This is a genomic window from Leucobacter faecis (genome assembly GCF_054456695.2).
Map to the genome: position 1 here is coordinate 20,564 of NZ_JBTJER020000013.1, position 22,342 is coordinate 42,905.

General features: G+C 63.9%; 21 protein-coding genes. 18 read left to right on the forward strand and 3 right to left on the reverse strand.

The window, feature by feature from the left end; all coding sequences use genetic code 11:
• Positions 1 to 54 precede the first annotated feature (54 nt).
• From lysA to prfA, 5 genes are all read left to right on the forward strand, one after another.
• Positions 55 to 1,524, forward strand: a complete 1,470-nt coding sequence (lysA, locus tag ACXR2W_RS12390; protein ID WP_458816052.1) for a diaminopimelate decarboxylase — start codon at positions 55 to 57, stop codon at positions 1,522 to 1,524.
• Positions 1,525 to 1,624: 100 nt separating this feature from the next.
• Positions 1,625 to 2,935 (forward strand): homoserine dehydrogenase, encoded by a 1,311-nt coding sequence (locus ACXR2W_RS12395; protein ID WP_489948859.1) that lies wholly within the window; start codon positions 1,625 to 1,627, stop codon positions 2,933 to 2,935.
• Positions 2,932 to 3,906, forward strand: a complete 975-nt coding sequence (gene thrB / locus ACXR2W_RS12400; RefSeq protein ID WP_458816056.1) for a homoserine kinase — start codon at positions 2,932 to 2,934, stop codon at positions 3,904 to 3,906. Before ACXR2W_RS12395 ends, thrB begins: the two co-directional genes overlap by 4 nt.
• Before the next feature lie 166 nt (positions 3,907 to 4,072).
• Positions 4,073 to 6,124 carry a hypothetical protein gene (locus ACXR2W_RS12405; protein ID WP_458816058.1) on the forward strand — a complete coding sequence of 684 codons (2,052 nt, stop codon included), beginning with the start codon at positions 4,073 to 4,075 and terminating at the stop codon, positions 6,122 to 6,124.
• Positions 6,125 to 6,173: 49 nt separating this feature from the next.
• A complete protein-coding gene (gene prfA / locus ACXR2W_RS12410) occupies positions 6,174 to 7,247 on the forward strand; it encodes a peptide chain release factor 1 (protein WP_458816060.1) in 1,074 nt (357 codons plus the stop codon).
• Between the two features lie 313 nt (positions 7,248 to 7,560).
• Here prfA and ACXR2W_RS12415 read toward each other — a convergent pair whose 3' ends face one another.
• On the reverse strand, positions 7,561 to 8,847 hold the full coding sequence (locus ACXR2W_RS12415; protein ID WP_458816062.1) for a DUF4190 domain-containing protein: 1,287 nt from the start codon (positions 8,845 to 8,847) through the stop codon (positions 7,561 to 7,563).
• A 103-nt stretch (positions 8,848 to 8,950) separates the two neighbouring features.
• Here ACXR2W_RS12415 and ACXR2W_RS12420 point away from each other — a divergent pair, with 103 nt between their 5' ends.
• On the forward strand, positions 8,951 to 10,339 hold the full coding sequence (locus ACXR2W_RS12420; RefSeq protein ID WP_458816064.1) for an MFS transporter: 1,389 nt from the start codon (positions 8,951 to 8,953) through the stop codon (positions 10,337 to 10,339).
• A gap of 2 nt (positions 10,340 to 10,341) precedes the next feature.
• On the opposite strand, the gene cysE is transcribed toward ACXR2W_RS12420, so the two are convergent.
• Together cysE and cysK are read right to left on the reverse strand one after the other, a co-directional pair.
• Positions 10,342 to 10,911, reverse strand: a complete 570-nt coding sequence (gene cysE / locus ACXR2W_RS12425) for a serine O-acetyltransferase (protein WP_458816066.1) — start codon at positions 10,909 to 10,911, stop codon at positions 10,342 to 10,344.
• Positions 10,912 to 10,920: 9 nt separating this feature from the next.
• Complete coding sequence (cysK, locus tag ACXR2W_RS12430; protein WP_458816068.1) at positions 10,921 to 11,856, reverse strand: cysteine synthase A; 936 nt, start codon at positions 11,854 to 11,856, stop codon at positions 10,921 to 10,923.
• 126 nt (positions 11,857 to 11,982) lie between these two features.
• Between cysK and prmC the strand changes: the two genes are divergently transcribed.
• From prmC to ACXR2W_RS12490, 12 genes are all read left to right on the forward strand, one after another.
• Complete coding sequence (prmC, locus tag ACXR2W_RS12435) at positions 11,983 to 12,909, forward strand: peptide chain release factor N(5)-glutamine methyltransferase (RefSeq protein WP_458816070.1); 927 nt, start codon at positions 11,983 to 11,985, stop codon at positions 12,907 to 12,909.
• Between the two features lie 20 nt (positions 12,910 to 12,929).
• A complete protein-coding gene (locus ACXR2W_RS12440; protein WP_458816072.1) occupies positions 12,930 to 13,595 on the forward strand; it encodes an L-threonylcarbamoyladenylate synthase in 666 nt (221 codons plus the stop codon).
• A gap of 1 nt (position 13,596) precedes the next feature.
• The gene (locus ACXR2W_RS12445) at positions 13,597 to 14,721 is read left to right on the forward strand and encodes an MraY family glycosyltransferase (protein ID WP_458816074.1); all 1,125 of its coding nucleotides are present in this window, start codon (positions 13,597 to 13,599) and stop codon (positions 14,719 to 14,721) included.
• Positions 14,722 to 14,753: 32 nt separating this feature from the next.
• Positions 14,754 to 15,251: a Cg1360 family ATP-synthase-associated protein gene (locus ACXR2W_RS12450; protein ID WP_458816076.1), complete on the forward strand. Its 498-nt coding sequence runs from the start codon at positions 14,754 to 14,756 to the stop codon at positions 15,249 to 15,251.
• A gap of 187 nt (positions 15,252 to 15,438) precedes the next feature.
• Positions 15,439 to 16,263 (forward strand): F0F1 ATP synthase subunit A, encoded by an 825-nt coding sequence (gene atpB / locus ACXR2W_RS12455; RefSeq protein WP_458816078.1) that lies wholly within the window; start codon positions 15,439 to 15,441, stop codon positions 16,261 to 16,263.
• Between the two features lie 56 nt (positions 16,264 to 16,319).
• A complete protein-coding gene (atpE, locus tag ACXR2W_RS12460) occupies positions 16,320 to 16,544 on the forward strand; it encodes an ATP synthase F0 subunit C (protein WP_325093250.1) in 225 nt (74 codons plus the stop codon).
• A gap of 37 nt (positions 16,545 to 16,581) precedes the next feature.
• Entirely contained in the window at positions 16,582 to 17,130 is a 549-nt protein-coding gene (locus ACXR2W_RS12465; RefSeq protein ID WP_458816081.1) for a F0F1 ATP synthase subunit B, read from the forward strand.
• Entirely contained in the window at positions 17,130 to 17,906 is a 777-nt protein-coding gene (locus ACXR2W_RS12470; RefSeq protein WP_458816083.1) for a F0F1 ATP synthase subunit delta, read from the forward strand. The genes ACXR2W_RS12465 and ACXR2W_RS12470 overlap by 1 nt, the downstream gene beginning before the upstream one ends.
• A gap of 56 nt (positions 17,907 to 17,962) precedes the next feature.
• Positions 17,963 to 19,588 carry a F0F1 ATP synthase subunit alpha gene (gene atpA / locus ACXR2W_RS12475; RefSeq protein ID WP_458816085.1) on the forward strand — a complete coding sequence of 542 codons (1,626 nt, stop codon included), beginning with the start codon at positions 17,963 to 17,965 and terminating at the stop codon, positions 19,586 to 19,588.
• A 75-nt stretch (positions 19,589 to 19,663) separates the two neighbouring features.
• The gene (locus tag ACXR2W_RS12480) at positions 19,664 to 20,554 is read left to right on the forward strand and encodes a F0F1 ATP synthase subunit gamma (protein ID WP_458816087.1); all 891 of its coding nucleotides are present in this window, start codon (positions 19,664 to 19,666) and stop codon (positions 20,552 to 20,554) included.
• Positions 20,555 to 20,577: 23 nt separating this feature from the next.
• The gene (atpD, locus tag ACXR2W_RS12485) at positions 20,578 to 22,035 is read left to right on the forward strand and encodes a F0F1 ATP synthase subunit beta (RefSeq protein WP_458816089.1); all 1,458 of its coding nucleotides are present in this window, start codon (positions 20,578 to 20,580) and stop codon (positions 22,033 to 22,035) included.
• Between the two features lie 3 nt (positions 22,036 to 22,038).
• Complete coding sequence (locus ACXR2W_RS12490) at positions 22,039 to 22,299, forward strand: F0F1 ATP synthase subunit epsilon (RefSeq protein ID WP_458816091.1); 261 nt, start codon at positions 22,039 to 22,041, stop codon at positions 22,297 to 22,299.
• Positions 22,300 to 22,342: the final 43 nt, after the last annotated feature.

Sequence of the window (22,342 nt, forward strand, 5' to 3'; positions counted from 1 at the left end):
GGGCAGCCGCTGCGAGCGCGTTCTCGACCACGATTGACCCCTCCAGGAGCTGTGATGACCGCTGCCCCCCAGCCGGCCGACCTGAACGCCATCGACACCCGCGTGTTTCCGCCCTCGGCGCGCCGCGGTAACCAGTGCCGAGAGCTCAAAATTGGCGAGATTCGGGCCACCGATCTGACCAAACAGTTTGGTTCACCGCTCTACGTTATTGACGAGGGCGCTGCTCGCGCGAAAGCGCGTGAGGTGCGCCAAGCGCTCACGAGTGAGGCCGAGCGCATCGGCACCTCAGCCACCGTCTACTACGCCGGCAAAGCATTCTTGTGCGTCGAGGTTGCGCAGTGGATGGCCGAGGAGGGCCTCGCGGTCGACGTTGCCAGCGGTGGTGAGCTTGCGGTTGCGCTTGCCGCGGGCGTCGCACCCGAGGCCATCGGCTTCCACGGCAATAACAAGTCGATCGGCGAGATTGAGCTTGCCGTGGCTGCCGGGGTTGGCACCATTATTATCGATAGCGCTATCGAGACCGAGCGTATCGCGCGCGTGGCCGCGGCACAGGGCCGTGTGCAGCGTGTGCGCCTGCGCGTCAACAGCGGCGTACACGCCTCGACCCACGACTACCTCGCCACCTCTCACGAGGACCAAAAGTTTGGCAACCCGCTGGCAGACGCGCCCCGTCTCGTCGAACAGATCCTCGGCCACGAGTCGCTCGACTTCGTCGGTCTCCACTGCCACATCGGGTCGCAAATTTTCGCGACCGAGGGTTTTCGAGAGTCGGCACGCCGCCTGCTCGGCGTGTATCCCGAGCTCGCAAAGCTGGCGGGGCGCGAGATTCCCGAGCTCAACCTCGGCGGTGGTTTTGGTATTGCTTACACACCCGCCCAGGCAGAGCAGGCACCCGAGGTGGCGACGATTGCGCGTGAGCTCGCCGATATCGTCGCTGCAAGCTGCGAAGAAGTAGGAATCCCGGTGCCCAAGCTCGCGTTCGAGCCCGGTCGCTCTGTCATCGGTCAGGCGGGTGTCACGATCTACACAGTCGGTACGACAAAGACGGTGCAACTTGCGGGTAGCGATGCAGCGGCAGACCCGGCAGACCTCGGCTACAGCGAACGACTATACGTGAGCGTCGACGGCGGTATGAGCGACAACGCCCGCCCCGCACTCTATGACTCTGACTACCACGTGGTGCTCGCAAACCGCGAGAGCCAGGCTGCGCCTGCGCTGGCCCGCGTGGTCGGCAAGCACTGCGAATCGGGTGACATCGTCGTGCCGCGAGACCTACTGCCCAGCGACGTGCGTCCGGGGGACACACTCGCCGTCGCCGCGACTGGGGCGTACTGCTGGTCACTTGCGAGTAACTACAACTACGTGCCCAGGCCCCCTGTCGTAGCAGTGCAGGGCGGTAGCGCGCGCCTCATTGTGGCGGGCGAGACCGAAGAACAGTTGCTCGCGAAAAGCGTGACCGGCGCGCCTGCGTGGCAGCCCGCGCCCCGCGCGGCGGCCTGCGACCTGCCGCCCGCAGGGCTCTAAGCTTCGTCGCCGTCGCCCGCGTTTACGGGCGACGGCGCGCAAACCTGCCGCACCACACGGTGTGTGCGGCGCAACACACACGATGATCGGAGACAGTGAAGTGAACGGATACCGTGACCTACGCGTCGCCCTGCTGGGCTGCGGCTCGGTGGGCGCCCAGACCGCCAGGCTCATTCTCGAGCACGGCGACGAGCTCGCAGCGCGCATTGGCGCACGCCTCACCCTCGCTGGCATTGCCGTGCGCGACGTGAACGCGAAGCGCGACGTAGACCTGCCCCAGGAGCTCTTCACAAACGACGCTGAGCGTCTCGTGCAGGGCGCCGATATTGTGATCGAGCTGATGGGCGGCATTGAACCCGCGAAGACGCTCATTCTGCAGGCGCTGCAGGGTGGCGCCGACGTGGTGACCGCCAACAAGGCGCTCATCGCGGCACACGGGCCCGAGCTCGCAGAAGCCGCAGAGCAGGTGGGCGCGCAGCTGTCATACGAGGCAGCCGTTGCCGCCGCAATCCCTATCTTGCGCCCGCTGCGCGAGAGCCTCGCAGGCGATCACATCACGCGCGTGATGGGCATTGTGAACGGCTCAACAAACTACATTCTCGACCGCATGGATCGCTTTGGCGACAGCGCCGAGGATGCGATGCGTGTCGCGAGCGAGCTCGGCTATCTTGAGGCAGACCCGACGCTCGACGTCGAGGGTTACGACGCAGCGCAGAAGGCTACGATTCTCGCGTCGATCGCGTTTCACACCGAGGTGCCGGTGGAAGCCGTGTACCGCGAGGGCATCTCGAGCATCACGCTCGAGCAAATCGAGACCGCCAAGAAGGCTGGCTTCGTAATCAAGCTGCTCGCGATCGCTGAGCGGCTCACCGCCGCCGACGGCACGCAGGGTGTCTCTGCTCGCGTCTACCCGGCACTGATTCGCCGCGATCACCCACTCGCGGCGGTCTACGGTGGCAAGAACGCGGTGTTCGTCGAAGCCGAGGCCGCTGGCGAACTGATGTTCTACGGTGCGGGCGCTGGCGGCTCTGAGACCGCATCGGCGGTGCTCGGTGACCTGGTGTCAGCGGCGCGCCGCCACGTCGTGGGCGGCCCCGGCATCGCCGGATCCCTGCACGCCGAGCTGCCGATCCTGCCCGTGGGCGCGGTCAGCACCGCCTACCAGGTGATGCTCGAAGTGCGCGACCAGCCCGGTGTGCTCGCGCGCATCGCGGGCCTCCTCGCAGAGCACGGCGTTTCAGCGGCGAGTGTCGAGCAGAACATCGCCGACGGCGCGCCCGGTCGCGCACTGCTCGTGATCGGAACGCACGTCGCCCGCGAGGCAGACCTCGCCGCGATGGTCGACGCGCTGCGCGCTACCGATCTGGTGCACGAGGTCACGAGCGTGCTGCGGCTCGAGGGCAACGCGTGAGCGCCGGATCAGCGGCGGGCCTAACGGTGCACCGCGCGGTGCGGGTGCGTGTGCCCGCCACTAGCGCGAACCTGGGCCCCGGATTCGACACGCTCGGCATCGCTCTGGCGTACGGCGATGAGCTCACCGCGGTGACCCGCGACGAGCCAGGCGCGCTCGTACACGTCACGGGCGTCGGCGCGGGCGAAGTGCCCACCGACGCTACGAACCTGGTCGTGCGCTCGGCCGCTCACGTTTTCGAGCGCCTGGGCCGCAACATCCCTGGCATCGAACTTTCTGCTCACAACCGCATTCCTCACGGTCGCGGCATGGGCTCCTCCGGATCTGCCATTGTCGCCGGAGTGATGATCGCCGCGGGGCTCCTTGAGAGCGATCCGGTGTCGCCTCTTGCCCTCAGCGAGACCCAGCTGCTCGCGTTCGCAACTGAGCTTGAAGGGCACCCCGATAACGTGGCGCCGGCGCTTTTTGGCGGGCTCACGATCGCTTGGACCACCGCCGACGGGCCGAAGTTTAAGAAACTGATGGTGCACCGGGGTGTGGCGCCGCTGGTGCTCGTGCCGAGCTTTACGATGTCGACCGAGCTTGCGCGCAGCCTGCAGCCGCAGCAGGTGCCGCACGAGGACGCGGTGTTTAACGTGTCGCGCTCGGCCCTGCTCATTGCCGCGCTCACGCAGAGCCCTGAGCTGTTGTTTGAAGCGACCGAGGATCGACTGCATCAGAACTACCGCGGGGCTGCGATGCCGGGCACGCGCGACTTGATCGCCGAGCTGCGTGCCGCGGGTCATCCGGCCGTCGTATCGGGGGCGGGGCCGTCGGTGCTCGTACTGTCAAACGGGCCCCTGGAGCGCATGGCCGCCGCCGATTTGGTCGCTGAGAAGCACCCCGATTGGCGCGTGCTTACTCTCGCGGTTGACACGAAGGGTGCTACAGTGGAGCCGATCCCCGCGCATTCTGCGCGCGTTTCCCAGTAGCGTTCCCGCGCGGCCGAGTGTTTCGGTGCACGGTGTTTGTGCCGCTGTGGAGGGGTGGATCATTTCTTCGTCAGGGCGACTGCCCGTCGATCCAATCGCACACAACGTGCAATTTTGCGGTGGTGCGCTTCGCGCCAGCTACGCAACATTCCGAGAGGAACACACTGTGGAGGACAACACTGTGAACGATAACGTGACCGAAACTCAGGCCAGCGCTGTTGCGGCTGAGACCGCCCCCGAGAAGCCCGTGCGCAAGCGCGCCTCGCGCCGTGTCACGGCTCCTGCTGGCGAAGCCGCAGCAGCCGTGACGGTTTCGGCGCCCGCGGCCGAGGCGGCGCCCGCTGTGGACGCTGCGCCCGCCGCTGCACCGGCAGCAGAGCCCGCTGAAGCGCCGAAGAAGCGAGTAAGCCGCGCCCGTAAGAAGCCCGTCACCGAGGCGGCTGACAGTGCAGCCGAGGCCGCAGAGGCAGCGCCCGCAGCTACACATGCCGCAGATACTGCAGCAGCAGACCAAGCGGCTGACGCACCCGTGGCGGACGCGCCGGTTGCGGACGCACCGAAGAAGCGCGTGACGCGTGCGCGCAAGAAGGTTGCTGAAGCCCCCGCCGCAGATGCCGCTACGGCAGATGCGCCTGCAGCCGCTGAAGCTCCCACGGCCGCGGAATCTGCCTCCGGTGCAGACGATGCAACAACGGAACCTGAACCCGTGAAGAAGACGCGTCGTGCGCGCGTCACGAAGGCAGCGAAGGCAGAAGCCGATGCCGCTCAGCAGGCCGCCACTGCAGATGCGGGTGCCACGGGCGCACCCGAGTCTGTCGCAGCCGCAATCGAGGCGAAACTTGATGAAGCTGCAGCCTCGTCGACTACGCCCGAAGCGCCCCAGGGGGCAGAAGAGACTCCCGGGCAGCCGGCTGCCGAAACGGCCGATTCAGACAAACCCGCTCGCTCACGCAAGCGCCGTGGCCAGAAGCAAGATCAGGCTGACGCCAAGAACGGTGACGCCAAGAACGCTGACGCCAAGAGCGCCGACGCGAAGAACACCGAATCGAAGAACACTGACGCGAAGAACGGCGAATCGAAGAACGGCGACGCGAAGGCCAGCGACGGCGGTAACAACGGTAACGACCAGCACAAGCAGAACGATAAGAACAACGATTCTCGTTCAAGCCGAACGCGCCAGCGTGACCGCAAGCGTCGCGGCCAGGGCGACGATTTCGAACCCGAGATCACTGAAGATGATGTCTTGCTACCCATCGCCGGCATTCTCGACGTGCTCGATAACTACGCATTCGTGCGCACCACCGGCTACCTCCCCGGCACGAGTGACGTCTACGTTTCGCTCGGGCAGGTCAAGAAGTACGGCATGAAGCGCGGCGATGCTATCGTCGGCGCCATTCGCCAGCCCCGCGAGGGCGAGCAGGCGGGCCGTCAGAAGTACAACGCGATCGTCAAGGTCGACTCCATCAACGGGCGCTCACTCGAAGAGAACGAAAATCGTGAAGAGTTCTCAGAGCTCGCTGCTATCTACCCTGAGCGCCAGCTTAAGCTCGCCCAGGGGGCGGGTCTTGGGGCCGAGATCGACGCCGCCGCTCCCGTAGGCTTGGGCCAGCGAGGTCTGCTCGTAGTACCTAAGCCCGCACGCGGTGTAGAGGTGCTGAGCCAGATTGCCGCCGGTGTCAGCGCGAATGCGCCCGACGCGCACCTGATGCTGCTGCTCACAAACGCGCAGCCCGAGGACATTACGCACCTCACGCGCACGGTAAACGGCGAGGTCGTCGCGGCGTCGTTCGAACGCCCGGCAGAAGATCAGGCCACCGTCGCCGAACTGGGTATCGACCGCGCACGCCGCTTGGCCGAGCTGGGGCATGACGTCGTTGTGCTGGTGGACTCGGTGGGTGACCTGGCACGGGCCTACGCTCAGGCACAGCCCGTTTCGGCACGCCCCGCTCACGGCGCGATCGACGATTTTGCGATCACCCAGGTGCGACGCGTTCTTGGTGCGGCACGCAACGCCGAGAACGCCGGATCGCTGACCGTGCTCGTCACGGCCGCTACGAAGACCGGTGTCGCAGCAGATAAGCAGCTGCTGCGCGAGCTACGCACGGTCGCAAACTGCGAGATTCGTTTCGCGCAGGCGACCGGCGCGCAGCTCGTCGTTGACGCGGAGCGTTCACGCACCCGCGGCGCCGCAGCCCTTCAGCCCACCTCCGCGGCCTAGCGCGTAAGCGCCCACGGTCACGCATACGCAACACACTCTCGGAGGAAACATGTTCGAACAGGTTGAGACGCTGCTCAAGGAGCACGAATCCCTGCAGGAGGCCCTGGCCGATCCGGCGTTGCACGCCGATGCGACACGCGCCAAGAAGGTTAACCGGCGATACGCCGAACTCAACAAGATCAAGGTCGCATACGAGCACTGGCAGCACCTGGGGGAGGACCTTCAGGCCGCGCGCGAGCTCGCGAAAGAGGACGACGCATTCGCTGAAGAGATCCCCGAGCTCGAGGCGGGGCTCGCTGAAGCGCAAGAAAAGGTGCGCAGGCTCTTGATTCCGCGTGACCCAGACGATGCGCGTGACGTGATTCTTGAGATCAAGGGTGGCGAGGGCGGCGCTGAATCTGCGCTGTTCGGCGCTGACCTGCTGCGCATGTACATGCACTATGCAGAGTCAAAGGGGTGGAAGACCGAGATCCTCGAGAAAGACGAGAGCGATCTTGGCGGCTACAAGAACGTGCAGGTTGCGATCAAGGCCAACCCGTCTGACCCTTCGCAGGGCGCATGGGCGCACCTGAAGTACGAGGGTGGTGTGCACCGCGTGCAGCGTGTGCCCGTTACCGAGTCGCAGGGCCGCATCCACACGTCAACCACTGGGGTGCTGGTGTACCCGGAGGTTGACGAGCCAGAAGAGGTCGAGATCGCACAGAACGACCTCAAGATTGACGTCTACCGCTCGAGCGGTCCGGGCGGCCAGTCGGTGAACACGACGGACTCCGCCGTGCGCATCACGCACATTCCCACCGGTATTGTCGTTGCGATGCAGAACGAGAAGAGCCAGCTGCAGAACCGCGATGCGGGCATGCGAGTGCTTCGCGCCAGGCTGCTCGCGCGTAAGCAGGAGGAAGCCGCGGCCGAGGCCAGCGCACACCGTTCGAGCCAGATTCGCACCATGGATCGCTCGGAGCGTATTCGCACGTACAACTTCCCCGAGAACCGCATTGCCGATCACCGCACCGGGTACAAGGCCTACAACCTTGACCACGTCATGAACGGCGCGCTCGACGCGGTCATCGAGTCGTGCATTCGCATGGACGAAGAAGACCGCCTGGCGAGCCTCGGCGAGTAACGCCAGACGCCCAAGGTCACAGAGAGGCGCCAAGACATCGTGTGGCCAAAAGTGGGTGTTATCAGGACCGATAACACCCACTTTTGGCCGCACGCCCTCTTTGCCGGGCTGCAACACACCTATTCCCCATAGGAATCGATCTTTGGTGCATTGGATGCGGGGTAAAACCGCATTCGCCTGGGCTGTTGCCACAAAAGCCTCGACATGTGCACTGCGCGCCAGCAGTACAGTGGCACGAGTCAGGTAACGTCAGACGCCCAAGGTATACAAACGGCCCCGCTCACACGAGCGGGGCCGTTTGCGTGAGCGGGCCCTAGACCATGAGCGCCCAGAGCGGGTAGAAGACCAAGCTGTAGAGGATCGCGCTTGCAACGCCCACAACGAGCATGAAGTAACCGATGATGAGCCCGGCGATCGCGAGACCCCGGCCGCTCTCACCCGTGCGGGCAATCTGTGCCAGCGCTACGTGACCCATCACGATGGCGGGTAGCGCCATGAGCACCGAGAACACGAGCGAAAGCACCGCGAGTGTGTTGTTGCGTGGCGGACGCTGGAGCTCGGCCAATGCCCACATGCTCGTTTGCGCGTCTCCTGCGCCAGCAACAGTCTGCGCGAGTAGTGCTTCTCGCTCAGCTCTCTGCTGTGCCCATGCAGCATCGCGCGCGGCGATGCGCCGTACAGCGCCCCTGCTCAAAGCTTCCGCCATAAATACCCCGAGCGCAGTCACCGCCATCAGGATCCCCCAGTGCATTAAGACTGCCAGTACAGGGCTGGGGCTGTTATAGAGCCACCCGAAGTCCATTAGCAGTACGGGGAGGACTCCCGCCCCGATAAATACGGGTAGCGCAGCCCAGCCTGCACCACGTATCGGTCGCGCGACGAAGTAAGCAAGGGCGAGGAAGAATGTCATGCCGGTGAACATGCCTACGAAGGGCAACCAGACCTGGAGCAGAGACAAGACTACAAAGATAGGCGATATGGCCTTGCGCCAGCCGCGCGGTGCGGCGATCATGCAGTGTGCCGCAAACAGCACGGCGAACACGAGAGAGAGGCCGCGGTATTCAAGAAACGCGAAGATCGGGTAGGGCAGCGTCCCGTCCGTCAGAAAACTCTCGAACCTATACCGAGCCTCAAAGAGCGCACTGGCTAGGACTCCCACGGCGTAGATCCCCGCGAGGGTCCACCAGAGCACCCGCTTGCGCCGCGCGGCGTGATCCGGAGCTTGAGACGGGGCGACGGGCGGGGGAGCCCCAAAACCCGTACCGGCCATGGGCGGCGCGAACATGGGCCCGCTGGCGCCGCCGCCGGGGGCCAGCGTGAATCTCGTGCCCGCGGGCGTGGGGGCGATGAGCAGCGCTTGCGGGGTTGTCGCCGCGAGCACAGCCGCGCCCGCAGGCGCAAGGCGGCGCGAGGCCGTGGCATCTGGATCTTGAGACATTGAGCGAGCCCAGTCACGCAGCTCAGGGTAGGCGCTCGGGTGCGTGGCGATGGTCGACGCAAACTCGGGGTAGCGGCCCGCGATATCGGCGAGATCTTGCGCGGTGGTGCGCGTGTGATGCAGGGCCGCCCACGCGAGCTCCCTCGTATCGAACGCGCTCACAAGTGCTCCTCACTGTAATGCATATGTGCCACCTGTAGCCAGGCAATGAAACTTATCTCTGTGGGTGAATTCTAAGCCCGAATGCGGCGATAGGCTGTAAGGCATGCGCACTGCCCGCCACCCAATGCTCCCGTGGATCGTTTGGGGTGTCGCGGCCATAGCGTACGCGGTGGCCGTGATCAACCGATCGTCGCTCGCGGCGCTCGGCCCAGCAACACAAGAACACTTCGGCATTGACGCGACCACGCTCGCAGCGTTTCCGGTGATTCAGCTGGTCGTGTATGCGGGATTGCAGATTCCCGTTGGCCTGCTGCTTGACCGCGTCGGCACCACAGCGATGGTGCTGGGCGGTGGGGTTCTCATGATCATTGGGCAGGTCGCCATGGCGACCGTGCCCGAGGTGTCGCTCGCGATTCTTGCGCGCGTGCTCGTGGGGGCGGGCGATGCCTGCACCTTCATCAGCGTAATGCGACTCTTGCCCGAGTGGTTCGCGGTGCGCCAGCTGCCCACCGTGAGCCAGCTCACGGGGCTCATAGGTCAAGCCGGTCAGCTCGTATCGGTCACCCCGCTCGCGCTGCTCGTGGGTGCCGCGGGCTGGACGAACGGGTTTTTGGGGCTCGCCGCGGCCGGGCTGGTGGTCACTATCGTCGGCGCCGCTGTGCTGCGCGACAAGCCCGGCGCGCCTACACTGTTCGAGCGCATCACCGGTCGGCCGGGGCAGCTCACGCGCAATGCGCGGTCGCTCGCGGGCGAACCGGAGGTGATCACCACCTCCATCGCTCCGCCCGCTACTTCGTCGATTCCCGTCGTTGGCGCTGGGCGTGGCCCCGCATTTTTCGCGCAGGCCAGGCGCATGCTGCAGATCCCCGGTGTGCGGCTTGCATTCTGGGTTCATTTCACCTCGCCCTTCGCGCTCAACACCTTTTTGCTCCTGTGGGGTACGCCGTTTCTCACCGGCGGGGTGGGCCTCAATACCACCGAGTCGGCGGGGCTTTTGAGCCTCACCGTGCTCTCCTCGATGTTCGCGGGGCTCATGCTGGGCCCGATTAGCTCACGCTTCGTCGAGCGACGCGTCTGGATCAACTTTGGCATCACTGTCGCAATCGCCTGTACGTGGAGCTTGGTGCTGCTGTGGCCCGGCGCACCGCCGATGTGGCTGCTCATTGCCCTGATCCTCGTGATGCCGCTGGGTGGGCCGGCGTCGATGATCGCGTTCGAAGTGCTGAGATCGCACGCGCCGCGCAGCTTCGCTGGCTTTGCGACCGGGTTCGTCAACACCGGCGGGTTCATTGCGACCCTGGTGGTCATGCTGCTCTTGGGGCTCTCGCTCGACGCTCAGGGCGCCGGATCCCCCGAAGACTATTCCCTCGAAGCCTTTAAATGGGCGTTCGCGGTGCAGGCACCGCTGTGGCTGCTGGGGCTCACGATGATCATTGTGGAGAGTCGCCGGACGAAGCGTTGGATGGCGGAGCACGGCCGCCGCTTGCGGTGAGACTAGATCACGTAGAAGTCCGCCATGTCGGGCTGTTCTGCGTGCGGCGCCCCGCGGCGTGGCCGCGCCGCTGCCGGAATGCCAGTGAGCGTGGTCCAGGGTGGGGCAGAGCGCACCACGACGGCGTTTGAGCCCACCGCACTGTCGTGGCCCAGGTCGATTGCGCCAAGCAGCTTTGCGCCGGCCCCAACGACGACGCGGTCGCCCAGTGTGGGGTGACGCTTGCCCCGCCCGTGGCCCGTGCCGCCAAGTGTCACCCCGTGATAGATGAGCACGTCGTCACCTACGACAGCGGTTTCACCGATCACGACACCCATGCCGTGATCGATGAAGAGTCGCCTACCGATGGTGGCACCGGGATGAATCTCGATGCCGGTGAAAAACCGGGCACCCTGCGAGATAGCGCGCGGCAGAAACCGTGCGCCTCGGCGCCACAGCGAGTGTGACACCCTGTGCCACCACACCGCGTGTAGCCCCGAATACACGAAAAAGACCTCGACGGCGCCGCGGGCGGCGGGGTCGTGGGCGCGCGCCGAACGCACATCTTCGCGAATTCTCGACAGGATGCTCATGGGTCTTAGTTATACCTCGAGGTCTGCGAACAGGAGTGTTGAGAAGTAGCGCTCGCCCGAATCGGGAATGATCGCCACAATCTTCTTGCCTGCGCTCTCTGGGCGACGCGCCACCTCGACGGCTGCGGCGATGGCCGCGCCGCCCGAGATTCCCACAAGGATTCCCTCTTTGGTGGCGAGGTCGCGTGCAAAGCGCAACGAGTCGTCCAGCTCAACATCGACGACCTCATCATAGAGGTCTGTGTCGAGCACATCTGGCACGAAGTTTGCGCCGAGTCCCTGAATCTTATGGGGGCCTGCCTGACCGCCCGTGAGAATGGGGGAGTCCTTCGGTTCGACCGCTACGACGCGCACGCCAGGGTTCTGCTCCTTCAGGTAGCGACCTGCGCCGGTGATGGTGCCGCCTGTGCCGATACCAGCGACAAAAACGTCGACCGAACCGTCAGTGTCGGCCCAGATCTCGGGGCCGGTCGTCTTGTAGTGCACCTGCGGGTTCGCGTCGTTGCCGAACTGGTTGGCGAGAATCGAGCCGGGTGTGTCCGAAACGATCTCTCTCGCTTTCTCGACCGCACCGCTCATGCCTGCCGCACCGGGTGTGAGCACAATGTCGGCGCCAAAGGCTTTGAGGAACTTGCGGCGTTCAATGCTCATCGTCTCGGGCATTACGAGAATAACGCGGTAGCCTCGGGCAGCGCCGACGAACGCGAGCGCAATACCTGTGTTACCGCTCGTGCCCTCGACGATCGTGCCGCCGGGCTTCAGCGCCCCCGACTTCTCTGCCGCATCGATGATCGCGATGCCGATGCGGTCCTTCACCGAACCTGCCGGGTTGTAGAACTCGAGCTTCGCGTAAACTTCTGCGCCAGCGCCCTCGGTGACGCGCCCCAGCCGCACGAGCGGCGTGTTACCAAATGCCTGGGTGATGTTGTCGTAGATCCGTGCCATGGGTGCTTCCTCCTGCGTGTGTTGAACGTCGCTTACTATAGTCCCACCTTATTGGAGGGGTAGTCATAAGTTATGAAAGGTGTCGCTCTGTTACGCGCGTTACCTGCGGTGTGGGAAGGTTGACGCATGGCATCAGATCCACGCTCGCTGCAGTATATGCTCGCCGCACTGTGCGACCAGTTCTCCCAGGCAGGCATCGACACGCCCGAGGCCGACGCCGAACTGCTTGCGGGGCACGTGCTGGGGGTTTCGCGTGGGCGCGTGCAGGCCCTTGCCATCATGGGCAGCACACTGGAAGGCGACGACGCTGCACGACTCGAAGCGCTCGCAGCGCAGCGCGCCGACCGTGTGCCGCTGCAGCACCTGACCGGCCGGGCCGCGTTTCGCACGCTCGAGCTCCAAGTCGGCCCGGGAGTCTTCGTGCCGCGGCCCGAGACCGAGCTGCTCGCGCAGCTCGCCATCGATGAGCTCCGTGGTGCGAACGATGCGGTCGCACTTGACCTGTGCACGGGTAGTGGAGCCGTTGCCCTGGCGCTTGCACAAGAGGTGCCCGGCGCCCGCGTGTGGGCTGTCGAGAAGAGCGTCGAAGCGCACGCCTGGGCGACGCGTAACGTGGCCGAGTGGGGCGACGGCCGGGTGACGCTGCTGCTCGGGGACGTGGCAGAGCTCGACCCCAAGCAACCCGCCGGGCCCGTCGTTGCGCCCGCCAGTGTGGTTGCGCGGGCCATATTGCCGTTGGCGGGGCGCGTCACCGTGCTGGCCTCGAATCCACCCTATGTGCCGGCGGCCGCCATTCCCCGCGACCCCGAAGTGCGCGAGCACGATCCGGATCTCGCGCTGTACGGGGGCGAGGACGGCCTCGACGTCATTCGAGTTCTGAGCAGGGTGGGGCGTCACCTGGTGGCCCCCGGGGGGCTCATTGCGCTCGAGCACGCGGAGGAGCAGGGGGCGGCGATCCGGCGCTTGCTTGAGCGAGATGGCTGGACCCTGGCGCAGACCCACCTCGATCTGACGGGCCGAGACCGGGTGACGACGGCGCGGGCCGTGAGCTAACCGGAGTAAGCTGGGGGGCTATGGCAGAGGTCTTTGATTGCAGCGACACCACACAGCTTCTATCGGCGATGCGCGCGGCGCGCAGGTCGCTCGGCAGCGGGCAGCTCGCGGTGCTGCCGACCGACACCGTCTACGGAGTCGCGGCCGATGCGTTTACGCCCGAAGCGGTGCAGCGGCTGCTCGACGCCAAGGGCCGCACACGGCAGTCGCCGCCGCCCGTGTTGATTCCCAACGTCGCCACGCTCGGAGCGCTCGCGGCTGAGGTGCCGAGCACGCTGCGCACGCTCGCCGAGACGTTTTGGCCGGGCGCGCTGACCATTGTTACGAACGCTAACTCCGCCCTCAGCTGGGACCTGGGAGAGACAGGCGGCACCGTCGCACTGCGCATTCCCAACCACCCGCTCACGCTGGAGCTACTGCAAGAAACCGGCCCGCTCGCTGTGTCGTCGGCGAACAAGACCGGTGAGCCCGCGGCGCGTACCGCTGCCGAGGCGCAGGTCATGCTTGCCGACTCGGTCGAGGTGTACCTGGAGTATGGCGAGGTTCCGGATCAGCCCCCGGCGTCGACCATCATTGACGCGACGGGGCTCACAGAAGACGGGGGCACCCTGCGTATTCTGCGGCAGGGTGGCGTGACACGTGAAGCCCTCGCCGAGGCGCTGCCTCGGGTAACGTTCGAGGACTGAGATGCTCCCGTACCTGATCGTGGCAGGGGTGGCCGTCGTGGTCACCGCGATCGCGTCGTACGTCGTGTTGCTGCTGAGTCGCAGGTTTAACCTCGCGCCCGCAGTGCGCGCGCGCGATGTGCACAAGACGCCAACGCCACGCCTGGGCGGTGTAGCAATGTTTGTCGGGCTGCTCTCGGCCTTCGGCGTTGGTGCGATGGTGCCTGAGTTTCAGTCGATCTATACCGAAAGCACCGAAATGTGGGCGTTGGCGGGCGCCTGTATCATCATCGCCGCCGTGGGGATCCTCGACGATCTCCTCGACCTCGACTGGATGATCAAGCTGGGGGCACAGTTCGCCGCGACAGGTCTGCTTGCGTGGAACGGGCTACAGATTGTGTCATTGCCGGTGGGCAACACGCTATTTGTGGGCTCGTCGGTGCTCAACTTTGGGATTACCGTGTTCTTCATGACCCTGGTGATGAACGCGGTCAACTTTGTCGACGGGCTCGACGGCTTGGTTGCAGGGGTAGCGATCATCTCGAACTCGGTCTTCTTTGTGTACACGCTGCTGCTGCACGAGCGCATAGGCAGGGTTGACGCGGTCACGCTCGCGAGCTTCATCGCGTGCATAGTGGTGGCGGTGTGCGTGGGGTTCATTCCTTATAACTGGAACCCCGCGAAAATGTTTATGGGTGACACCGGCGCACTGCTCGTCGGGCTGCTGATGGCGGCGAGCACCATGAGCGTGACGGGTAAACTGAACCCCGCTGCGCTCGACCAGAAGCTCGTGATCGCAAGCTACATTCCGATTCTGTTGCCCGTGGCCGTGTTCGCGCTGCCGCTCGCAGATTTTGCACTCGCCGTGTTCCGGCGCCTCAAGGCCGGTCAAAGCCCGTTTACCGCCGATAGGCTTCACCTGCACCACCGCCTGCTCAACATGGGCCATTCACCCGTGCAGGCCGTCATTATCTTCTACCTGGGTTCGGCTGTGCTCTCGACCGCGGCGCTGCTCGTGTTTACGCTGCAGAGCTACACGGTGCCACTCACGGTACTGATCATCGGTGGCACCGTGTGTGTGCTGGTGCTCCTGTTCCCGGTTAATCGAGTGCGCTCAGCGATCGCACGACGGAGCTTGCTACCTTAGGTCGAACGTGTGCCTACTGACAGGAGAACCGAGTGACAGAACACGAACCAACGCCGGGTGCAGACCGGGCCGACACCGCCAACTACGACGACGAGGCCATTGATCTGATGCCCACCTCGCAGCCGGTGCTGCTGCGTGCGGTGCGCTGGGGGATAGTCGTATCGCTGCTGCTCGTGGTGGTGTTCGCCGGAATTGGGTGGCTCGTCTCAGGGCTCACAGGGGTAGCAGGCGGTGCGATTGGCGCAGGCATTGCCGGCCTCTTCATTACGCTCACTGCTGGGAGTATTGCGTTTGCGAACAGGTTCTCTTCGAGCCCGATCTTTATTCAGATCTTTTTCAGCATTGTGATGGGCGCCTGGCTACTCAAGATCGTTGTCTTCCTTGTCGCAGCTCTCCTGCTACGGGAGCAGCCATGGCTCAATCCGACCATGATGTTTATTGGAATCATTGTCGGTGTGGTGGTTTCACTCACCGTAAACGCGGTGGTCTTTGCGCGCGGGCGCATACCGATCGCTAATCTGCCAGGCTAGCGAACGGGCACCAGACGCTGCGCCCATCGCAACTGTTTTTTTGGCCGTTCAGTTTCACTGAGCGCGAAAATATTGTTACACTGGTCGAGTCCCTGCCGGGCGCCACTTGTCGTGCGCGCAATAAGTGCTGGGGGCTCGTCCATCGTTCGAAGCCGTGCGGCTTCTTCCGCACCCCGAATACAGGAGAATGGCGCTGTTCCCAAACGCTATGCACCTCGTTGCCCCCGGACTTTTTGGTTCTGAATCGGGTGGCTTTCACGGCCCTACCCTTGACGACTTCTTCCCGGCGGCGGTGCTCTTTGAAGGTACGCCGTTCGAGATGAACCGCATCATGATCCTTCGTGTGGTCATGCTCGTGGTACTGCTGATTCTGTTCTGGGCAGGTACGCGCAACCTCAGGGTTGTTCCGAACCGCGCTCAGGGCGTTCTTGAGTTTGCGCTCGACTTCGTGCGCAAGAACATCATTGAAGAGCAGCTCGGCGCAAAGGAGGGGCGTCGTTTCGCGCCCCTGCTCATGTCGATGTTCTTCTTGATCTTCGCGTTTAACGCTACGGCGGTGATTCCGGGTGTCAACATCTCGGCGTCGTCGGTTGTGGGCTTCCCGCTCGTTATGGCGGTCGTTGCTTACATCGCGTTCATTTACGCTGGCCTGCGCAAGCACCCGGGTCGCTTCCTCAAGAACTCACTGTTCCCCGCAGGCGTTCCCAAGATCATGTACCTGCTCGTGACTCCCGTTGAGTTCCTCTCGACGTTCATCATGCGCCCTGTGACCTTGGCACTGCGACTGCTGATGAACATGCTCGTGGGCCACATGATCATGGTGCTGCTGTTCTCGGCCACCAACTTCTTCATCCTGTCTGCCGGGGGCTTCTTCCCCGCCGTCGGCGCTGTCACCTTCGGGTTCAGCATCGCGTTCACGCTCTTCGAGCTGTTCGTTGCCGGCCTGCAGGCTTACGTCTTCACTTTGCTCACCGCGCTTTACATCCAGCTCGCGCTGGCTGAAGAGCACTAAAACCCCCACCGGGTGCCGGCGACCGCCGCACTCACATACGGAAGGAAACACATACTGTGTCTGTTCTCGCTGCAATCTCGGGTAACATCGCGACCGTAGGCTACGGCCTCGCAGCCATCGGCCCCGCAATTGGCGTGGCAATCGTCGTTGGCAAGACCATTGAGAGCACCGCTCGTCAGCCCGAGCTCGCAGGTAAGCTCCAGGGCATGATGTGGATCGGTATCGCGTTCACCGAGATGCTCGCGCTCATCGGTGTTGCTACCTACTTCATCTTCGTTTAATAGACCACTCTTTCCCTAGTCTCGAAAGGGAGGCACGATGAACCCCGCATCGCTGTTCGTCGCCGCAGAAGCACCCCGTAACCCGCTGCTTCCGGCTACGTACGACATGGTCTGGTCAGCGATTGTATTCCTCATCCTCTTCGTGGCCTTCTGGAAGGTTTTCCTTCCGAAGGTCCAGGTGATGCTGGACGCTCGCGCCGAGGCAATCGAAGGCAACATCGCGAAGGCTGATGAAGCTCAGGCTAAGGCGGAGGCCGCGCTGCAGGAGTACACCGCGCAGCTCGCAAGCGCCCGCCAGGAAGCTGGCGAGATCCGCGACGCTGCACGTGCAGACGGCGCGAAGATTGTCTCAAAGGCCAAGGAAGACGCCGTCACCGAGCAGGCACGCATCACGCAGGCCGCTCAGGCTCAGATCGAGGCAGAGCGTCAGAGCGCCGTTGTCTCGCTGCGCAAGGACGTTGGTTCGCTCGCGATCGATCTCGCCTCGAGCGTGGTCGGCGAGAGCCTGACCGATGACCAGAAGGCATCGGCTCTGGTCGATCGCTTCCTCGCTGACCTTGAGGCGTCAGAGAAGGCGGCCAAGTAATGGGCAGCGCGTCACGCGAAGCACTTGCGCAGGCACGTACCGCACTCCGGGACGGCCTGGCCACAAGCGTTGGCACCGAGTTGCTTGAGGTCTCGGGCACTATCGCCTCGAACCTCGCACTCGCATCCGCGCTCGGAGACCATTCCGCAGCGGCCGAGGCGAAGAGCGCTGTGATCTCACAGCTCTTCGGCGCGCTCTCCGCTGACGCGCTCGCGGTCCTTGGCGCCGCGGTCTCCGGCCGCTGGTCGAGCCCAGACGAGTTCGCTGCAGGCATCGAGGAGCTCGGCATTCGTGCTACGGGCGTCTCGCAGCCCGCGCTCTCAGACGAGCTGCTGTCGGTTGCCGATCTGGTCGCACGTAACCACGAGCTGCAGCTCACGCTTGGCAGCAAGCTCGTGGCCGCGGCCGGTAAGGTGTCGCTCCTTGAGCGCCTCCTGACCGGCAAGGTCTCGGCTGCTGCGATTACGGTCGCAAACCAGCTGGTGTCGTACCCTCGCGGTCGTCGTTTCGAATCTGCGCTGCGCGAAGCAGCTCGGATCAGCGCTGACCAGATTGGCTGCGATCTCGCCACCGTCACCGTCGCTGCGCCGCTTTCGGCGCAGCAGCAGGCCCGACTCGCGAGCGCTCTCGAGCGCACAGCGGGTCGCACCGTGAAGATCACCACCGTCATTGATCCTTCGGTCATTGGCGGGATCCGCGTGCAGATCGCGGACGATGTGATCGACGGCAGCATCCGTTCCCGACTGGACGACCTGCGCACGCAGCTCGCAGCTTAGGGCACCACTTTTTATCCCGGGGGCCTAGGCTTTCCGGAACAGACAGAGGAATCGAAATGGCAGAACTCTCCATCAGCCCTGATGAGGTTCGTAACGCGCTGAAGGATTTCGCAGCGTCGTACGAGCCGTCGCAGGCAGAGAAGACCGAGGTCGGCACCGTCGTAGACGCAGCCGATGGCATTGCACACGTCGCGGGTCTCCCCGGCGTTATGGCTAACGAGCTCGTTCGCTTCGCGGACGGCACTCTGGGCCTTGCTCAGAACCTTGAAGAAGACGAGATCGGCGTTGTCGTTCTCGGCGAATTCACCGACATTGCAGAGGGTCAGCCCGTTACCCGCACGGGCGAGGTGCTCTCGGTACCCGTGGGCGAGGGCTACCTCGGCCGCGTTGTCGACCCGCTCGGCGCACCGATTGATGGTCTCGGCGAGATCACTGGCATCGAGGGCCGGCGCGCACTTGAGCTCCAGGCTCCCGGTGTGATGCAGCGTAAGTCGGTTCACGAGCCGCTGCAGACCGGCATCAAGGCGATTGACGCGATGATCCCTGTTGGCCGTGGCCAGCGTCAGCTCATCATTGGCGATCGCCAGACCGGCAAGACCGCTCTCGCGATCGACACGATCATCAACCAGAAGGCTAACTGGGAGTCGGGCGACAAGTCGAAGCAGGTTCGCTGCATCTACGTCGCTATCGGCCAGAAGGGCTCGACCATCGCTTCGGTGAAGGGCGCGCTCGAGGACGCCGGTGCCATGGAGTACACGACCATCGTGGCTTCGCCGGCATCGGACCCCGCGGGCTTCAAGTACCTGGCACCCTACACCGGCTCGGCCATTGGTCAGCACTGGATGTACGACGGCCGCCACGTGCTCATCATTTTTGATGACCTGTCGAAGCAGGCCGAGGCCTACCGTGCCGTATCGCTGCTGCTGCGCCGCCCGCCGGGCCGCGAGGCATACCCCGGTGACGTCTTCTACCTGCACTCGCGCCTGCTGGAGCGTTGTGCGAAGCTGTCGGACGAGCTCGGCGCAGGCTCGATGACGGGCCTCCCCATCATCGAGACCAAGGCCAACGATGTGTCGGCGTACATTCCGACCAACGTGATCTCGATCACCGACGGCCAGATCTTCCTGCAGTCAGACCTGTTCAACGCTAACCAGCGCCCCGCAGTTGACGTGGGTATCTCGGTTTCGCGTGTGGGTGGCGACGCTCAGGTGAAGTCGATCAAGAAGGTGTCGGGCACGCTCAAGCTTGAGCTCGCTCAGTACCGCGCACTCGAGGCATTCGCGATGTTCGCATCGGATCTTGACGCGGCAAGCCGCAAGCAGCTCGAGCGTGGCGCACGCCTCACCGAGCTCCTGAAGCAGGGTCAGTACTCGCCCTACCCCGTTGAGGACCAGACCGTTTCGATCTGGGCTGGCACCAACGGCTTCATGGACGAGGTTCCCGTCGCGGATATCCTTCGCTTCGAGCGCGAGTTCCTTGACTACCTCGGCCGCAACTCCGAGGCTCTCAAGACTCTTCGCGAGACCAACGTGCTCGATGACTCACTCGTGGCCGAGATCACCTCGCACATCGAGAAGTTCAAGAGCGAGTTCCGCACCAGCGAGGGCAAGAGCCTGAACGAGCAGTTCGAAACGCTCGATGAGGCAAACATCAAGCAGGAGCAGCTGGTCGTCAAGAAGTAGTGACGAGTGACGGCGGGGGCTTAGGCCCCCGCCTCACCGCCACCACCAGCCAGCACCGACGAACACAGGAGAGACATGGGAGCGCAACTTCGGGTCTACCGGCAGAAGATTAAGTCTGCCCAGACGACCAAGAAGATCACCCGTGCGATGGAGCTGATCGCAGCCTCTCGCATTCAGAAGGCGAAGGCACGGGTCGAAGCATCCACGCCGTACGCCACCGCGATCACCCGCGCCGTTTCAGCCGTCGCCACGCACTCAAAGACTGACCACCCGCTGCTCATGGAGGCCGATCAGGTCGTCCGCGCAGCGGTGGTGATCTTCACCTCTGACCGCGGTCTCGCGGGCGCCTTCAACTCGCAGGTGCTTCGTGAAGCTGAGGAGCTCTCAGAGCTTCTGCGCGCCGAGGGTAAGGAAGTTGTGTACTACCTGGTCGGCCGTAAGGCGCAGGGCTACTTTTCCTTCCGCCAGCGTGCCGCCGAGCGTGTATGGACCGGCGACACCGAGAACCCCGGGTTCGATACGGCGAAGGAAATCGCCGATTCGGTACTCGAGGTCTTCGCACGCCCCGCAGAGGACGGCGGAGCACAGGAGATCCACCTCGTATACAACCGCCTCATCACCATGGTGAGCCAGGTTCCCGAGGTGCACCGCCTGCTGCCGCTTGAGGTTGTCGAAGGCGTTGCTGAGCCTACCGAGGCGCCGGAGCCGCTGTACGAATTCGAGCCCGAGGCAGATGCCGTGCTCGAACAGCTGCTGCCTGCCTACATCGAATCGCGCATCTTCAACGCAATGCTCGAGTCGGCTGCTGCGAAGCACGCCGCCACTCAGAAGGCGATGAAGTCGGCGAGCGATAACGCTGACACGCTGATCCGCGACTACACCCGCCTCGCGAACAACGCTCGCCAGGCCGAAATCACCCAGCAGATTTCCGAGATTGTGGGCGGCGCGGACGCGCTGTCCAACTAGTCGAAGTACGAAGAGAGAGAATCATGACCGAAACCGCCGCATCGGCGACAGAGGCCAAGGTGGTCGGGCGGATCGCTCGAGTAACCGGCCCCGTTGTCGACATCGAGTTCCCGCACGACGCGATCCCCGCCGTGTACAACGCGCTTGAGACGAAGGTTGACTTTGGCGAGGGCTCAGAAGCCTTCACCCTGGTGCTCGAGGTTGCTCAGCACCTCGGCGACAACCTCGTGCGCGCAATCGCTCTGAAGCCCACCGACGGTCTCGTCCGTGGCCAGGAGGTTGTCGACACCGGTAGCTCGATCACGGTTCCCGTGGGCGACATCACCAAGGGTAAGGTTTTCGACGTTGCTGGCAACGTTCTGAACCTCCCCGAGGGCGAGAAGCTTGAGGTTTCAGAGCGCTGGAGCATCCACCGCACGCCCCCCGCTTTCGACCAGCTTGAGTCGAAGACCGAGCTCTTCGAAACCGGCATCAAGGTCATCGACCTCCTGACACCCTACGTTCAGGGTGGCAAGATTGGTCTCTTCGGTGGTGCAGGCGTCGGTAAGACCGTCCTCATCCAGGAGATGATCCAGCGTGTGGCTCAGGATCACGGCGGCGTTTCGGTGTTCGCCGGTGTTGGTGAGCGTACCCGTGAGGGTAACGACCTGATCCACGAGATGGACGAGGCCGGTGTCTTCGACAAGACCGCCCTCGTGTTCGGCCAGATGGATGAGCCGCCCGGGACCCGTCTGCGCGTTGCGCTGTCGGCCCTGACGATGGCTGAGTACTTCCGTGATGTTCAGAAGCAGGACGTGCTCCTCTTTATTGACAACATCTTCCGCTTTACTCAGGCTGGCTCTGAGGTTTCGACGCTGCTCGGCCGTATGCCCTCTGCTGTGGGCTACCAGCCGAACCTCGCCGATGAGATGGGTATCCTGCAGGAGCGCATCACCTCGACCCGCGGTCACTCGATTACGTCGCTGCAGGCCATTTACGTGCCCGCAGATGACTACACCGACCCGGCGCCGGCAACCACGTTCGCGCACCTCGACGCAACCACCGAGCTGTCGCGTGAGATCGCATCGCAGGGTCTGTACCCCGCGGTCGACCCGTTGACCTCGACCTCGCGTATTCTTGACCCCCGCTACTTGGGCGAGGATCACTACCGCGTGGCAACCACGGTCAAGCAGATCCTCCAGAAGAACAAGGAGCTGCAGGAGATCATCGCGATCCTCGGCGTCGACGAGCTCTCTGAGGACGACAAGATCACGGTGTCGCGCGCGCGCCGTATCCAGCAGTTCCTCTCGCAGAACACCTACATGGCGAAGAAGTTCACCGGTGTCGAGGGTTCGACGGTTCCGCTCAAGGAGACCATCGAGTCGTTCGACGCGATCGCCAAGGGCGAGTTCGACCACGTCGCCGAGCAGGCGTTCTTCAACGTCGGTGGTATCTCCGACGTCGAAGAAAAGTGGGCGAAGATGCAGAAGGACATGGCGTAAGTCATGGCACTCAACGTGAATGTCGTCTCGGCTGATCGCCAGGTCTGGAGTGGCTCTGCCTCACAGGTCGTCGCGCGTACTGTCGAGGGCGAGATCGGCGTGCTCACCGGTCACCAGCCGATGCTTGCCCTGCTCGCGCAGGGCGAGGTTCGCGTGACCCAAGACAACGGCAGCAAGATCGTCGTCGACGCCGAGGGCGGTTTCCTCTCGGTTGATCACGACACGGTTACCATTGTCGCGAGCAAGGCCGCGCTGGTAGCGTAACTTTCTCTCTCTTGAAGGCCGATCGCACACCTTACGTGTGCGG

Excerpts from the sequence above, each read along its gene's own strand:
- cysE (WP_458816066.1), bottom strand. The coding sequence starts at position 10,911 with ATGAGCATCCTGTCGAGAATTCGCGAAGATGTGCGTTCGGCGCGCGCC.
- prfA (WP_458816060.1), top strand. The coding sequence starts at position 6,174 with ATGTTCGAACAGGTTGAGACGCTGCTCAAGGAGCACGAATCCCTGCAG.
- prmC (WP_458816070.1), top strand. The coding sequence starts at position 11,983 with ATGGCATCAGATCCACGCTCGCTGCAGTATATGCTCGCCGCACTGTGC.
- atpA (WP_458816085.1), top strand. The coding sequence starts at position 17,963 with ATGGCAGAACTCTCCATCAGCCCTGATGAGGTTCGTAACGCGCTGAAG.
- ACXR2W_RS12490 (WP_458816091.1), top strand. The coding sequence starts at position 22,039 with ATGGCACTCAACGTGAATGTCGTCTCGGCTGATCGCCAGGTCTGGAGT.
- ACXR2W_RS12440 (WP_458816072.1), top strand. The coding sequence starts at position 12,930 with ATGGCAGAGGTCTTTGATTGCAGCGACACCACACAGCTTCTATCGGCG.
- cysK (WP_458816068.1), bottom strand. The coding sequence starts at position 11,856 with ATGGCACGGATCTACGACAACATCACCCAGGCATTTGGTAACACGCCG.
- lysA (WP_458816052.1), top strand. The coding sequence starts at position 55 with ATGACCGCTGCCCCCCAGCCGGCCGACCTGAACGCCATCGACACCCGC.
- ACXR2W_RS12470 (WP_458816083.1), top strand. The coding sequence starts at position 17,130 with ATGGGCAGCGCGTCACGCGAAGCACTTGCGCAGGCACGTACCGCACTC.
- atpD (WP_458816089.1), top strand. The coding sequence starts at position 20,578 with ATGACCGAAACCGCCGCATCGGCGACAGAGGCCAAGGTGGTCGGGCGG.
- ACXR2W_RS12465 (WP_458816081.1), top strand. The coding sequence starts at position 16,582 with ATGAACCCCGCATCGCTGTTCGTCGCCGCAGAAGCACCCCGTAACCCG.
- ACXR2W_RS12480 (WP_458816087.1), top strand. The coding sequence starts at position 19,664 with ATGGGAGCGCAACTTCGGGTCTACCGGCAGAAGATTAAGTCTGCCCAG.
- atpB (WP_458816078.1), top strand. The coding sequence starts at position 15,439 with ATGGCGCTGTTCCCAAACGCTATGCACCTCGTTGCCCCCGGACTTTTT.
- ACXR2W_RS12420 (WP_458816064.1), top strand. The coding sequence starts at position 8,951 with ATGCGCACTGCCCGCCACCCAATGCTCCCGTGGATCGTTTGGGGTGTC.
- ACXR2W_RS12445 (WP_458816074.1), top strand. The coding sequence starts at position 13,597 with ATGCTCCCGTACCTGATCGTGGCAGGGGTGGCCGTCGTGGTCACCGCG.